The organism is Nostoc sp. DedQUE08 (genome assembly GCF_034530895.1).
GTDB lineage: Bacteria > Cyanobacteriota > Cyanobacteriia > Cyanobacteriales > Nostocaceae > Nostoc.
In genome coordinates, this window is sequence record NZ_JAVRCD010000019.1 from 1 (window position 1) to 15,093 (window position 15,093).

Sequence of the window (15,093 nt, forward strand, 5' to 3'; positions counted from 1 at the left end):
TATGTACGGACTTGCACCGTGATTCACTAAGCAACGAATCGCACAATCGTAGTTTATGTCGGATAAAAGATAAGGGTTACTCAGTACAAGATTCCGGACAACATCTAGTCGCCGAAACTATAGTTGGGGATGCCAAAGTCTCAACTAGTTTTTCGGGATTCGATCTCACTTTTGGAGATCCCCCGTTGCTTTTTGAAACAATGGTTTTAGGTGGGCCTCATCACGGGAGAATGCAGCGTTATTCTACATGGGAGCAGGCACGCTTCGGTCATGATCATACCGTTGTAGAAGTCATGACTACCTCACCACCAGATGAGTAGATAAACAGAAAATTATATTTAATACTTATTAAATAATTTACATATAACTGAATGAACTACAGCGCAGATTCTTTACCTGAGATCAAACTTATTCCCCTTGATCGTGAAGCTCTACATTTCACACAGCCAGGAGAAACTAGAAGACCACCAACCGATATCCGGTGGGTAAAGGTGCTAGAGTTTCTACGCAGCAACAATCTCGCACTCAACAGCCGCAAACTCTACGAACGCGAACTCAAAAGGTTTTTGGCTTGGAGTGAACTGCACTATCATGAGCTACGCCCACGTCATCTTGCGCTATATAAAGAATATCTCCGTGATGAAATACGGACTGATGCAGGTAATCCCCTTTCAAAAAGCAGCATCAATGCCGGAATTGCGGCTCTCAAAAGCTTTTTCAAATGGATGTGTTACACGTATCCTGAAATTATTGCTACTAATCCTACACTGGGGATAAAACTAGAAAAAGTGCCACTGCCACCAGCGCAAAGTTTGACCCCTGAAGAAATGGAACAGGTTTGGTCAGCGTTGGAATTGTTGGGAGAAACAAAGCAACGAGATACAGCACTCGTTCACATTCTCAGTCATGGACTCCGGGCTGGAGAAGTTGTGGAGTTAAATGTTGGGTCATTTGATGGCAAGCTGCTGTTTTTACCGGACACCAAAACCAATGAACCACGCTTAGTGCCACTGCGAAAAGAGAGTCGGGAAGTTTTGGCACAGTATTTGCTTACGCGCTCACAGCAAGGAGAGGTGTTGTCCAGCCTTAGTCCACTGATGATTTCACACCATGCTTCGTACAAAGGTGAACGCTTAAGTTATCACGGCATTTACTTTGCTGTAGAAAAAATTGGTGAAATAGCTCACATTGAGGATTTACATCCTCACTCCTTTCGCCACACCTATGCCACTGACTTATTGCTATTGGGAGTTGACCCCAGCCATGCACGAAAACTAACAGGACATCAAAGCGAGAAAGCGTTTCGGCGCTATACCCTTCGCAGCGAACAAGAAGCTGCGATCGCTGCTTACTATCGCGCAATCGGAGAGGAAGTGGAGTAAGGTATGCCAAAGCCACTCGATCCCAAGTGTCAATTATGTTCCAAAATACCAACAGCTAAAGCCAAGGTGCTGCATGGGACAAATGGGGATGGATGCTGGAATCCTGAAGTTTGCCATAATCGCCGCTCCTTCTACCGTCGTCGAACCGATGATAATTCCGCGCAACTAGATGCCATCACCGTCGAACCGCCAGCAACATATTTTGCTGTGTTGTATCTATATAAAGAACCAGGGGATAAGCCATTGCACGCCTTGGGCGCAGAACTCTGGCTGGGGCAAAAGCCTATTTGTCGCCTGGAACCAATTCACTGTTTTGGGCTAACGGCTGGCAAGATCCGCGCCTATACAGATCAGGTGTTGCAGGCTTTTGCCAGACAATATAGTGTTTCACTATATCAATATAAGGATATGTTTGAAATTACCTCAAGTTACTGCCCAGTGCGGCCTTGCCCCTTGCATCCACAATCTTAAAGATGACCACATATCGTCAATTAACCATCTGGGATGTATTAGATGAGTTGTCTGAATCTCCACCAACTTCTTCCCTTGATGCTATGTGGGATTGTTTGGATGCCGAGTTAGAAAAATTACCCCTGGAGGCACAGTTATTAACCGCAGCGCTTGCCTTCAGTCAAATTGCAGATATTCTCAAGTCTCGTGCCGAAGTGCTGTTGCAAGATACCCGCGACCGCAATAGTCTTTTGGGGCCTGTTGTTAGCACCGATCTCTTTGCTGGTCTAGTGCGGACAACAATGCACCTAGATTTAGATGATTTGATCGAACCGCAAACACCACAAACCTTTAGACCACACGGTCCACACCAATTTTCATCTCCTACTGAGTTGGGTGATTCTGTAGCAGCACCTGTTGAAAAAGGGAATGTTTTGGCAATGCTCGATGAGGTGACAACTTTAGAAGATGTCCGCAATTTGGCATCAGATGAGGATGTGGAAAAATGGCAAAGTGCGATCGCTAACTACCTGATAAATGTCAAAGATGAGATTTCTTTAGTTAAACTGCAACGTGTGTTGCAAATGCCGATGGTAGAAGTATGGTTGGGATTATTGCTGGGTGGGTTTACACTAGAACAGCGTGGTGATTTTTATCACAACCATAATGTCTGGGTGAAAAACTCAGAAACAATGACCAGCAACATCCTTGAGGGAATGGCACAAAAAAAAGGTGAAACGTCGTCGGGGCAGGGTGTTGGGGGTAGGTGTGATGTTCCAGAAAATTGAATGCGAATGCGTCAAAAAGTTCAACATCTTCGTAATTCCCTACACCCCGCACCCAAAAGCCAGTAATACCAGGGATTTACGCTTTTCTTAGTGCCATTCGATCAATCGCCTATCCCATCTCTGAACCTTCACTGTTCAATAGCTTTAAAATCTGTAGTGCCTATCCCGCATAGCTTAGAGCTTTTCTTAGTGCCATTCCATTCAATCTCAGTAGATTTGGGTGATAACCCTCAGTCTATCTGGTTTTTGCCTTAACCGAACCGTATTGAACATCTCCAGCAAAAAGCTCAGGCTCTTGGTTTAAAACTTATTCCTATTTCTCACTCCACCGAATGTGTTTCTTGAAAGAAAGTTATTCCTACACAAGTTTCATTAGAATGGCTGTCTGTAGACCACGGAAAAATAGAACCCCTGCTCTTGCAACGTTTGTTTATCTCCAGAGACGCTAATTAGGGGTATACCCCAATCAAATCGAGCCGTGAGGCGATCGCTCATGTTTAACAGCAACCCTGAACCAACCGAAACTAAATCATTTGAAGAAGGATTGACGGCACCTTCCTGGTTGAAGCCATAACCAAAGTCTACAAAGGGGGTTAGTTGTAAGACCATCTTAGAATCACGAATTCTAAAGATGGGAATTCTAACTTCAGCAGACAGAAAGATGCCACTATCTGTAAGTGATAGGTCTTGGCGATAACCCCGGACGCTTTCCTGTCCTCCCAGTCCAAATTGTTCTAAGGGAACCAGGACTTTGTTTGCCAGTTGGATATCTCCTCGCATCAGCAGCAATGTATCTTCAGCCAACAACCTGACATATTGTGCCTGCCCTCTCCAGACGAAAAAGTTGCCTTCAGGAGTAGGAGTATTAGGCGTAGCATTCAAAGTGTCTAAAGTGCCCAATCCAAAACTGAACTGAGAACGAAAAGCCAGCACTTGTTGACTGTTTTGGATTGTGTAATCTTGAAAAAATCGCAGAGATGTAATGTCGGTCGTTCCCTCAGCATCGGCTCCTGCTGATGGGAATGGGATATCGCCTCCGAGTAGTGTTGCTCCACTCTCGCGATAGCTGCCTGTCAATCCGAGAGCAAACTCTTGAGTAGTGGTTCGAATAATCGGTTGACGCACCGTTAGTTCAATGTAATTGGAATTGGAGTCGATATCGAGGATATCAAATGGTTTCTCGATTACATGGCTGAAGGCAAAACCGCCGCTTAATGTAATCGTGCCATTACGGGGATTAAAGGGAATGGTATAGCTGGTATCGAGAGAATTACTACCATCAGTATTGGTATAGGACATGAATAGGCTGTCGCCCAAGCCCAGGAGGTCAAAATTGGTCAGTTGCAGTTGGCGACGAAAGGTTCCCACACTGGGTGTACGTCCGTTATCGAGGGTGATTTGAGCCTCCCATCTGGGAGCTTCGGTCACTTGGATCTCCAGGAAACTTTCACCTGGCTGCGTCCCCGTAGATAGTTCGGCTGAAATATTCTTAATCAACTGATCATCTTTGAGTCGCAGAAGGTTGAGGGCTTCTACCAAACGCTTTTGATTCAGGGGTTTAGTTGTGGCTAGTGCAACACGACTGCGGACATACTTTGGATTGAGATGCCGAGTTCCCGTAACTTTGATTTCTTCCACTCCCCCTTCACTAATTTGAATTTTGACCACTCCACCTTCTAAATCTTGGGGCGGAATATAGGCTCCAGAAGTGATGTAGTCATTTTTTAAATAGAGTTTAGTAATCTCGGATCGCATCTCAAACAGTTCTGCTAAAGAGATGGGACGGTTGATGTAATATTTGGTGATCTTGTCAAAATCTTGCTGTGTGAATACCGTACTGCCGATGACCTCAAATTGCTTGACCGTAATTGTGGTGGGAACATCCCCCGGTATAGGTGCTGAAGGTGGAGTAACTGGGATGCTGGGTTGAAGGATTGGGGCTGAAGAGGGCGGTTGGGGTGAGGTGGGCGCAGGTGGCAGCGTCGGAGGCGTTGGAGAGGGAAGGGGGATAACATCCTGTGGGAGTGGCAGGGTAGGGGTGGGAGCTTGAGCAGAATTGATAGTTTGGGCGTTGAGTGGTTTTACAAATAGATTACCGATCACTGCCAGACTCAAACAGAACCAGGGTAGATGGGATTTATTTAACATGGGGAACATATACTGATTTAGGAGTGCTGTAGCAATACTTACGAAACCCAATTTCATAAAATAGTGAAATCTAGGGAGATAAACAGAAAAATTGCGCTTTACGAAAAATTTTCTGGTAAATTTTTATCACACTTGTAAGCATTAATACGATAAAAGCTGGGTTAATAAATATTGCTAGATATTTAGCTTCTCACCAATATTTATTCTGTCTAGTACACGATGAATATTTTTTTTAGAAGAATAAATACTAGTAACGTAATAAATAATTATCGTAACAGTTTACAGTGCAAGGAAAAATATTCGATATGAAATCACACGCAAACAGTACAATAAACAGTCTAGATTAGATTTTCTTCGATTAATTTTAAATAGTCAACGGTGCTATACTGTTTTGTAACTTTTTTTGTAGACATTTTGTAGGTACTATTAGCAGATATAATAAATCAGTTCCAATGCTTGCTAAACAACAGCTTTAGCATTTCAACGAACGATCGACCTCTGCGAATGGTTACTAAGTATTTCAGTAATTGCATTATTTCAAAAAAACAAAGCCTGTAAAGTCTTGCAAAATCTCAGATTAAAAAACAAAGTTAATGTTAAAAAATACACTTAAAACCTGGTTTGCAGTCAGCAATGCGATCGCCTACAGCGGGGTTTTGTCCATCGCATTTCTGACCAGCCTTAGTCCAGTGCAGGCGCAGATTGTGCCTGACAACACGCTACCGGTAAACTCGCAGGTGTCACCAGGAAGCTGTGCTGGCTGCACGGTAATTAATGGCGGTACGGTGAGGGGGGCAAACCTGTTTCACAGTTTCCGCGAGTTTTCTATCCTCACGGGTGGGGAAGCCTATTTTAACAATGCCGCTCAGATTCAAAATATCCTGACGCGGGTTACTGGCTCGTCAATGTCGAATATTGATGGCTTGATTAGAGCGAATGGCATTGCTAATCTGTATCTGCTCAACCCGAATGGGATTGTGTTTGGCCCCAATGCCAGTCTGAATATTGGCGGTTCCTTTGTGGGGACAACGGCGGGTAGTTTTCAGTTTCCTGATGGTAGTGAGTATAGCGCGATAAATCCCCAGGCTCCGTCGTTGTTGGCAGTGAATTTAGTGCCAGGGGTGCAGTTTGGGGCGAGACCATCGGGATCAACGATTACGAATGCCGGTAATTTAGCAGTGACACAGGGGCAGAACCTGACGCTATTGGGTGGGACTACGACGAGTACGGGGACGCTGACAGCACCGGCAGGAACAGTGCAGGTATTGGGCGATCGCGTTGCCCTGTTAGAGAATGCCCTTGTGGATGTGTCTAGCCCTACAGCAGGGGGAACGGTGTTGATTGGTGGCGACTATAAAGGACAGGGGACGGTTCCGAATGCGGCTCAAACTTATGTCAGTCCCAATGCAGCCATTAATGCAAATGCCAAAACTGATGGGAATGGTGGCAAGGTAATTGTCTGGGCTGATGGCACAACTCGCTTTTATGGAAATATTCGTGCCAATGGAGGAACTCAGGCTGGGGATGGTGGATTTGTAGAGGTTAGCGGAGCAAAAAATCTCAGCTTTCAGGGATTTGTGGATACTTCAGCAATTGTTGGTAAAACTGGAACATTGCTGCTCGACCCAACTAATATCACGATAGTTCCTGGTACTGGCCCTAATCCACCCAATGCTGCGGATGGGATATGGAGTTTTACGGAAGACCCTGGCGATCAGACGATTGGGGCAGATGTAATTGCCACTCTCCTAGCTAATAGCTCCCTTACGTTGCAAGCGACTAATAATATTGATGTTAAAGCTCAAGTTTCTACTACAACTCCCAACAATTTAACTCTTAAAGCAGACAATATTTCTATTGATAGGAATAATTCTGAAAACTCTCAATCTGTGGTTTATCTGTTAGCACCCAATGGAAAAAAAGGTGGTGACATTACGATCAGCGCAGATTCTTTACTATCTCTAAAAAATGGAGGACAAGTTAATACCTTCCTCCAACAGTCTACCAGTGAAAACACAATAGCTGGAGACATTATTGTTACTGCCAAAAACATGACAATCGAGGGTCCGACAGATGGAAAAGGGGGAATCACTGGAATCTTTAGCACAGTAGGTAATGGAGCGGGAGCACCTAGCAGAGCAAGTGATTTAGGCACAGGAGGAAATATCAAGATTACTATTTCTGGTGGATCATTAAAAATAACTGGTAAAAATGATCTAGGAAATAAAAATGGCGGTGATGCAGGAATCGCTGCTAAAACTTTTGGAACTGGAAATGCTAGAACCATTAATATTGAAACTGGTGCCCTTGAGGTTAGTAATGGCGGTTTTATAGATAACAGTACTACCAACAATGGAAATGCAGGTGCAATTAATATCACAGCACAATCAATAAAATTAACTAATGACAATTTAAATCGTCGTGCCATACAAAGTGTTGTGCAAAGTCCCCCAACGGGAGATACCGTTCCCACAAAGGGGAACGGTGGTGATGTTAATATCACCACTAATTCGCTTTTGATGACGGATGCAGCAATTTCCACTGAAATGCAAACTGGCACAACTGGGTTAAATGGAGCATCAGGGAAAGCTGGAGACATTACTATTAACCTCACTAACAGTGCTGGTGCTGGCTCTGTTTCTCTAAATAAGGCTGTGCTTAGTTCCAACAGTGCTGGTATTGGCAATCCCGGAAGCATAAGTATTTTGCCCTTTTCAACTACTGATAAGGGTACTACTGTAACTCTCGAAAGGGGAAGCCTAATCCTCAGTTCAACAGAAGCAGGAGGGGTGTCGAAGATCCCTGGTGCTATTAACATTAGTACCGGAACACTGGATGTAAAGAGTAGATCGGAACTGCAAACTATAGTTCGTGGAAAGGGTAATGCCGGGTTAATAAAGATTGTTGCTGATAATGCTGTTACCTTTGACGGTGGTTCTGCCTTTAGCACTATTGAAAAAGGCGTAACTGGTGATGCTGGTATTATAGGCATCAAAACCGGAACACTAACGGTAAAAGGTGGCGCTCAACTGCAAACCCTGGTTCGTGGAGAAGATGAAAATTTAGGTCTTCCTGCTGGACGGGGTAATGCTGGAGGAATAACGATTGTTGCTGACAATTCTGTCACCTTTGACAAGGGTTTTGCCCTTAGTAATGTAGGAAAAGGAGTAATCGGTAATGCTGGTGCTATTTTAATTGGAACAGAATTGAATTTTGATAGTTCAATTACCCAAGGTTCGCTACGTTCTTTTACGCTGAATAACAACTCTAAAATTACAACAAGTAATTTGGGTAGTGGTAATGCAGGGGGTATCTTCATTAATGCCCGCGATCAAGTCTTGATCCAAGGTAAAAGCGAAGTCTCTAGCCAGGGTAATTCTGGAGGGATTTTTATTGGAGCCAATGTGAATTCTGATGAATCAACTACCGGAGGCTCGTTAAGTTCTTTTACACTGAATAGCTCTGAAATTACAACAACTAATTCGGGTAATGGTAATGCAGGGGGTATCTTCATTAATGCCCGCGATCAGGTTTTGATTGAAAATGTAAGCGAAGTCTCCAGTCAGGGTAATCAAGGAATAATTTTAATTGGAACCGAATTGAATGATAGTGCAATTACCCAAGGTTCACTAAATTCTTTTAAACTGCTGAATAACTCTAAAATTATAACCAATGACTCTCCTGATCCTACAAAGCCTAATATAGCTCCTCAAATTCAGGCAGGGAATATCTTCATTAATGCCCGCGATCAAGTCTTAATCCAAGATAACAGCGAAGTCTCCAGCAAGGGTAATAATGGAATAATTTTCATTGGAACCGAATTGAATGATAGTTCAATTACCCAAGGTTCGCTACGTTCTTTTACCCTGAATAACTCTAAAGTTACAACCAATGACTCTCCTGATTCCACGCTTAATAAAAATCCTGACATCGAGGCAGGGGGTATCTTTATTAATGCGCGCGATCAAGTTTTGATCGAAAATGGAAGCGAAGTCTCCAGCAAAGGTAATTTGGGAGGGATTTTTATTGGAACTGAACTCAATGTTGATGATGGAGAATCAATTCGATTCCAAGAAAGCTCGTTAAGTTCTTTTAAGCTGCTGAATAACTCTAAAATTACAACTAATGACTCTCCTGATCCTACAAAAAAGCCTAATATAGATCCTCAAATTGGGGCAGGGGGTATCTTCATTAATGCCCGCGATCAGGTTTTGATTCAAGATAACAGCGAAGTCTCTAGCCAAGGTAATAAGGGACAAATTTTGATTGGAACCGAATTGAATCTTAATCGAGAATCAATTACTACCCAAGAGGACTCGTTAAGTTTTTTTACGCTAAATATTGATAGAAAATCGGTTATCCAAGGCTCGTTAAGTTCTTTTAAGCTGCTGAATAACTCTAAAATTACAACCAATGAGTCTGTTGATTCCACAAATATTAATACAGATAAGAAAATTGAGGCAGGGAGTATCTTCATTAATGCCCGCGATCGCATCACTCTTGACAATTCTTTTGTGACTGCTACTAGCAGAAACGGTAATGGGGGCAACATCACAATTGATCCCGGTATTGTGCTGCTACGTCGCGGCAGTAGGATTTCTACCAGTTCAGGTACAGAGGGATCTGGTGGTGGCAATGGTGGAGACATCAAAATTGACAGCACATTTATCGTTTCTGCCCCACGAGAAAATAATGATATTTTTGCAAATGCTTTCGGTGGTAGTGGTGGAGTGGTGGAAATTAATGCAACCAACTTGTATTGGATTGATATCCTTAGTCGAGATGACTTAGCGCGGCGTTTGGAGACTAATGATCCTACTCAACTATCACCCAATAATTTGTTTACAAATGACATTACTGCCATCTCGCAAACCGATCCCACATCGAATGGTGTCGTCAGTGTTAACGAACTCGATCTAGATGTCACTCAGGGACTGGGAGAACTCAACCTAGTACCAACCGACACTTCAAAACTCATCGCTCAGGGTTGTGCCACTGGTAAACGGTTTACCTTGAATGAAAATAAATTTATAGTTACAGGTCGTAGTGGCATCCCCGCCAGTCCAGAAGATGTCTTCCGCAGTTCCCGCGTCCTCACCGAACTAGGCAGCCCCACAGTCACAAATAATCTCGCCAACAGCCCTGCTACCTCTGCTACTACCACCCCCCGCACCTCACCCCACCCCATCATCGAAGCCCAAGGATGGATTGTTGCCCCTAATGGCAAGATTCGCCTAGTTGCCCAATCCACAAACCCGACTGTATCAAACCTCCAGCAGAACCCCATCACCTGTCCAGCCAATTCCAGCCTCCTGAAGCCCTAAAAAGGAATTAACCATGCAATTACCGCTTTTACGGCAGATGAAACGTTTATTACGATTCTTGGGTTTAGGAATAGGTACAACTCTATTGATTCTGGTTTTGAACCTCATTTCCATTCCTAGTAATGCACAGCAAATTCTATCCGATCGCAATCCACCTGATTTCGCTCCCCCTCTATTTCAGGGGAGCAGGGATCTCGCTTTATCAACGCAAAGTAATCTCCCCGCTCAAGCCAGTCAGTCAACCAGCTCCGCCCTTGACCTAGTGCAGCAAGGTAAAACCAATTACCAGAAAGGGCAACTGGAACAGGCAGTCACCCTTTGGCAACAAGCAGCAGATGCCTTTGCCGCCGAGGGCGATCGCCTACATCAAGCCATGACCTTGAGCTACCTGGCTCAGGCATACCAGCAACTAGGAATATGGGACAAAGCCAATCCGGCGATCGCTCAAAGTCTGCAACTGCTGAAACAACCTATCCAAGGAGCGACAGGCGAACGGCTACATATTTTGGCAGAAGCCCAAACCATTCAGGGAAGCTTGCAACTAGACCAAGGGCAGGCATCAGATGCCTTCGCTAGCTGGCAACTCGCCGCTAATGCTTTTCAACAGGCAGGCGATCGAGTCGGTGTCCTCCGTAGTCAAATCAACCAGTCCCAAGCATTAGTAACCCTCGGTCTCTACAAACGAGCGAATAATCTGCTGGGGTCACTGTATGAAAAACTGCCATCAGCAGAGGAACCCCTCCAGCTCGCCATTCTGCTCAACTATGGCGAAAGTTTGGGATTAATCGGGCGCTTACAGGCAGATCAATCGGCAAAGCCCCAAACGTCGCAGCAATCTCAAAACTCCGCAGCCGTGTTAGAGGAAGGGTTAAAACTGGCTCAAAAATTGCAGTCTCCTGTTGATATCACCAAAGCCCAGATTAGTCTAGGCAATACCTACCGCGCCATTTATCAACAGCAAAAACGGCTACAACCCAATCCATGTCCTCAGCCGGAAGTGCTAGCATACCGAAGCCAGGCGTTGGAATATTATCGGCGGGCGGCTCAAGATACTGACTCCCCAATTAGCAAAATTCAGGCCCTATCCAATCAACAAAGTCTGCTGTTGGCTACTCAGTCTGATGATGAACCGATTAATGCCGATAATACCCAACAAACGCAGCAAGTTTTGGCGATCGCAGCCCAAATTCAAGGGCAACTCGATCGCCTGCCGCTTAGTCGGATAGGCCTTTATGCACAAATTCAACTAGCATACAATCTGCTGCGGCTAGACCAGATGCCATCAAAACTCAAAGACAGCAAAGCCAGCAATCAAGCCGCTCAACTTCTAGAAGTTGCAGTCAAACAAGCCCGAACACTACGCGATCGGACAGGGGAATCCTATGCGTTAGGTTATTTGGGTCAAGCCTATGCCCAACAGCAGCAGAGCAATGATGCTCTCAAGCTGACAAACCAGGCGTTGAGCCTCACCACTAAAGCGCTGAACCTGGCCAAAACGATTAATGCTCCCGAAATTGCCTATCGCTGGTTTTGGCAATTAGGTCGTCTCGAACGGACAAACAATCCAGAGCAGGCAATTAAGAACTACAACGAAGCCTACAACACCCTGCAATTGCTCAGAACAGATTTGGCATTCGATAACACAGATATAAAATTCTCATTTGAAGAACATCCGGTAGAACGAGCCTATCGGGAATTTGCCGATTTACTGCTGCAACCTAAAATTGCGGGAGCAAAAGAACTCCAAGAGACAAAAGAGGCAGATGATGCGAATCTGCAAAAAGCACGTGAGGTTATGCGATCGCTGCAAGTGACCGAATTGCAAAACTTCCTTCAGCAACCCTGTGCCGAAGCAAGCTTGCAACAGATTGACAAGATTACAGATGAGCCCGATTCACATACCGCGACCCTCTCTCCGATCATTTTTCGCGATCGCATTGAGGTGATCGTCAGGCTACCCGGTAAAAACCTGTTTCACTATCGAACCGATTTACCTGAAGCAACCGCTAAGGCTACGATCGCCCAATTTCAGCGCGATTTGCAAGAGTCTTATACCTTTGATACCATCAAAGAGAACGGGCAGAAGATTTACAAATGGCTCATTGAGCCTGCCCAGAAACAGTTAGAAAGCGCACAGATTAAAACGATTGTCTTTGTTCTGGATGGGCCATTCCGTAATATCCCGATGACTGCGCTTTATGACGGAGAGCATTATCTGATTGAGAAATATGCGGTTTCGGTTGCTTTGGGATTGGATTTGAGTAACCCTCACCCACTCCCGAAGGACGGCTTAAAAGTATTGGCAGCTAGCCTTACCGATCCTCCGAATCAACGTGAGGACAAGTTTAAGTTTGCCAAATTGAGCTACGTAAAGGAAGAGCTGGATGCGATCAAAAACGCGACGGGAGTCACAGCGACTCTGATTCAGGATGAAAAATTTACCCGCAATTTGTTCAACCAAAAATTCAATGATTCTCCCTTTCAAATTGTTCACCTCGCGACCCACGGACAGTTTAGCTCCAACCCTGAGGACACCTTCATCTTAACCGCAAGTAGCAACTCAACCAAAGACAGCAGCTTTCTTTCCGATGGCAAAGTCCGGTTAAAAGATTTTGATGCAATGTTCCGCACTCGAGAACTCAACCGAGCCGATGCCATTGAACTGCTGATCTTGAGTGCTTGTGAAACCGCTTCCGGTGACGATCGCGCCACCCTGGGGATTGCCGGAACGGCTGTTAAAGCTGGTGCGCGGAGTGCGATCGCTTCTCTCTGGAGCTTGGATGACGAATCCAGTCAAACGTTTATCAAAAACTTCTACAAGGCCATCACTAAAACCCAGACAAGCCGCGCGGAAGCCCTGCGTCAAGCCCAACTGGCATTATTACAAGCACAGGATGGCCCCTATACGCACCCCCGTTACTGGGCACCCTTCCTGCTCATTGGAAACTGGCTCTAGCTGATGTTTAGCCCCATCTAAAATGACTAATGGAGGACGCGAATGCTCGAAGAACATCTCTATTTCAATGGTATCGATGGTGCTACTGGTGAGTATCTCCTCCCAGCGCTGAGTCCTGAGCAGGTCGCTCAAATTGCTCAGGGTGAAGAATTTGACCCAGCACACTTGAGAGAACTCCAGCGTAAAGATCGTCATGTTAAAGGTTTGGAACCAGACTTTGCCCCGATTGAGGGCGTTGATCCCAAAAATTTGGCAGAAACCGGCTGGGGGGTAATCTTTGCCTTTGACCCAGAGGCAAAAGGGCCGAATCCAGCCATTAAGGAAGCGCTACGGGAATTATTAGAGCATCGGCAAACGCAAGCAACCCAGAATAACGAGAAATACTACCAGGAATACCTCTATCGTCCCGGTGAATCAAAAAATCAGTTTTTAGCCCGGTATGGCGTCGGACCAGGGCCGGCCGATCCGGACAAAATGCCCTATTATCTACTGATCGTGGGCGATCCCGAAACCATTCCCTATCGCTTTCAGTATCAACTTGATGTACAATATGCCGTAGGTCGAATTTGCTTCGACAAACCCCAGGAGTATGCCCAGTATGCTCGTAGTGTCGTAAAAGCGGAAACGGGTTACTTTTCACTGCCGCGTCGCGCCAGTTTCTTCGGTGTCTGCAATCACGAAGATAAAGCCACACAACTGAGTGCTGCTCATCTGGTTCAACCCCTAGCCGAATGGATCGCTCAAGAGCAACCAGGCTGGGAAGTGCAGTCAATACTGAGAGAAGAAGCTACTAAAGCCCGCTTAGGTGAATTACTAGGCGGGAATGCTACCCCAGGATTACTGTTTACCGCCAGTCATGGGATGGGGTTTCCTAACGGAGATATTCGCCAAGCCCCGCATCAGGGCGCATTGCTTTGTCAGGATTGGCCAGGTTCCCAGTGGCGCAGTGCAATTCCAGAAGACTTCTACTTCAGTGCAAGTGATGTCGGTGACGAAGCGCGATTGCTCGGTTTAATTGCCTTTCACTTCGCTTGTTACGGGGCAGGCACGCCCAAACTGGATGACTTTGCCCATCGAAGCAACCTAGCTGGAGGAAACAGTACCGGACGATCGGCGATCGCTCCCCAAGCGTTTGTTGCCCGGCTGCCCCAACGATTACTCAGTCATCCCCAAGGCGGCGCACTGGCGGTGATTGGCCATGTGGAACGAGCCTGGGGTTACTCTTTTTCCTGGCCAGACATTCGCAGTTCTGAACAATCGCGCCGACAATTGAGCGTTTTCCAAAGTACATTAAAGCGCTTACTCGAAGGACATCCGGTGGGGTCGGCGGTAGAATATTTTAACGAGCGCTATGCCGAGCTTTCCTCCGATCTGAGTGCCGAGCTGGAAGAGATTAAGTTTGGTAAGGATACCGATGCTTTGAGCTTGGCAGGGATGTGGACAGCTAATAATGATGCCCGCAGCTATGCCGTCATTGGCGATCCCGCAGTGCGCTTGGTGGTGGGAAATCAACCCTTTAACGCTTTTGAACGTCCCACCATTGAACCAGTGTTCCTACCGGCAGCACTATCCCCAGAAGCTTTAGCAAAGGAGTCTGTGAGCATGATCGAAAAGGTAACGATAACCGAGTCTACAGTACAAGATTACGGCTTATTTGATGCCCCTGCCTTGAAGCAAACCCAGCAGCGATTGATGGATGCACTGCAACAGTTCTCTGACCAACTGAGTAAATCCTTACAGAAGGCGATCGATGAAACTTCCAGCTTGGAGGTGTCCACCTACACTAGCGATGATCTCAGTGGTGTACATTACAACCCATCGTCTAAACAATTTGAGGGAACAGCAAAACTCCAAGCACTGACCCGCATTAATCTCAATGGAGATACCTTTGTCTGCTTACAAGAAAAGGAGGGCAAGCTGGATGAAACTCTGGGGAAAATCCACCAAGAAGCTGTTAGCCAAGCTCGAACCCATCGAACAGAACTACTCAAGATAACGGTTTCCACCGTAACTGACCTGCTGAAAGTGTTTAAGGTGGTGTAATT

The 15,093-nt window shown here is 45.6% G+C and carries 8 protein-coding genes; 7 read left to right on the forward strand and 1 reads right to left on the reverse strand.

The features are described from left to right. From RMY64_RS14740 to RMY64_RS14755, 4 genes are all read left to right on the forward strand, one after another. Positions 1-320, forward strand: a 320-nt coding sequence (locus RMY64_RS14740) for a hypothetical protein (protein ID WP_322700394.1), incomplete at its 5' end; no start/stop codon positions are given. A 51-nt stretch (positions 321-371) separates the two neighbouring features. Then, on the forward strand, positions 372-1,382 hold the full coding sequence (locus RMY64_RS14745; protein ID WP_322700395.1) for a tyrosine-type recombinase/integrase: 1,011 nt from the start codon (positions 372-374) through the stop codon (positions 1,380-1,382). A 3-nt stretch (positions 1,383-1,385) separates the two neighbouring features. Beyond that, entirely contained in the window at positions 1,386-1,853 is a 468-nt protein-coding gene (locus RMY64_RS14750) for a hypothetical protein (protein WP_322700396.1), read from the forward strand. Between the two features lie 2 nt (positions 1,854-1,855). Next, positions 1,856-2,620, forward strand: a complete 765-nt coding sequence (locus RMY64_RS14755) for a hypothetical protein (RefSeq protein WP_322700397.1) — start codon at positions 1,856-1,858, stop codon at positions 2,618-2,620. 372 nt (positions 2,621-2,992) lie between these two features. Here RMY64_RS14755 and RMY64_RS14760 read toward each other — a convergent pair whose 3' ends face one another. Beyond that, entirely contained in the window at positions 2,993-4,768 is a 1,776-nt protein-coding gene (locus tag RMY64_RS14760; protein WP_322700398.1) for a ShlB/FhaC/HecB family hemolysin secretion/activation protein, read from the reverse strand. Between the two features lie 593 nt (positions 4,769-5,361). Between RMY64_RS14760 and RMY64_RS14765 the strand changes: the two genes are divergently transcribed. Genes RMY64_RS14765 through RMY64_RS14775 form a run of 3 tightly spaced genes read left to right on the forward strand, consistent with a single transcriptional unit; the run spans position 5,362 to position 15,091 of the window. After that, entirely contained in the window at positions 5,362-10,092 is a 4,731-nt protein-coding gene (locus RMY64_RS14765; RefSeq protein WP_322700399.1) for a filamentous hemagglutinin N-terminal domain-containing protein, read from the forward strand. A gap of 13 nt (positions 10,093-10,105) precedes the next feature. After that, a complete protein-coding gene (locus tag RMY64_RS14770; RefSeq protein ID WP_322700400.1) occupies positions 10,106-13,048 on the forward strand; it encodes a CHAT domain-containing protein in 2,943 nt (980 codons plus the stop codon). A 42-nt stretch (positions 13,049-13,090) separates the two neighbouring features. Then, on the forward strand, positions 13,091-15,091 hold the full coding sequence (locus tag RMY64_RS14775; RefSeq protein WP_322700401.1) for a hypothetical protein: 2,001 nt from the start codon (positions 13,091-13,093) through the stop codon (positions 15,089-15,091). Positions 15,092-15,093: the final 2 nt, after the last annotated feature.

What these genes read in the sequence shown, in the direction of transcription:
- RMY64_RS14770 (WP_322700400.1), top strand. Translation starts at nt 10,106, where the DNA reads ATGCAATTACCGCTTTTACGGCAGATGAAACGTTTATTACGATTCTTG.
- RMY64_RS14750 (WP_322700396.1), top strand. Translation starts at nt 1,386, where the DNA reads ATGCCAAAGCCACTCGATCCCAAGTGTCAATTATGTTCCAAAATACCA.
- RMY64_RS14775 (WP_322700401.1), top strand. Translation starts at nt 13,091, where the DNA reads ATGCTCGAAGAACATCTCTATTTCAATGGTATCGATGGTGCTACTGGT.
- RMY64_RS14760 (WP_322700398.1), bottom strand. Translation starts at nt 4,768, where the DNA reads ATGTTAAATAAATCCCATCTACCCTGGTTCTGTTTGAGTCTGGCAGTG.
- RMY64_RS14745 (WP_322700395.1), top strand. Translation starts at nt 372, where the DNA reads ATGAACTACAGCGCAGATTCTTTACCTGAGATCAAACTTATTCCCCTT.
- RMY64_RS14755 (WP_322700397.1), top strand. Translation starts at nt 1,856, where the DNA reads ATGACCACATATCGTCAATTAACCATCTGGGATGTATTAGATGAGTTG.
- RMY64_RS14765 (WP_322700399.1), top strand. Translation starts at nt 5,362, where the DNA reads ATGTTAAAAAATACACTTAAAACCTGGTTTGCAGTCAGCAATGCGATC.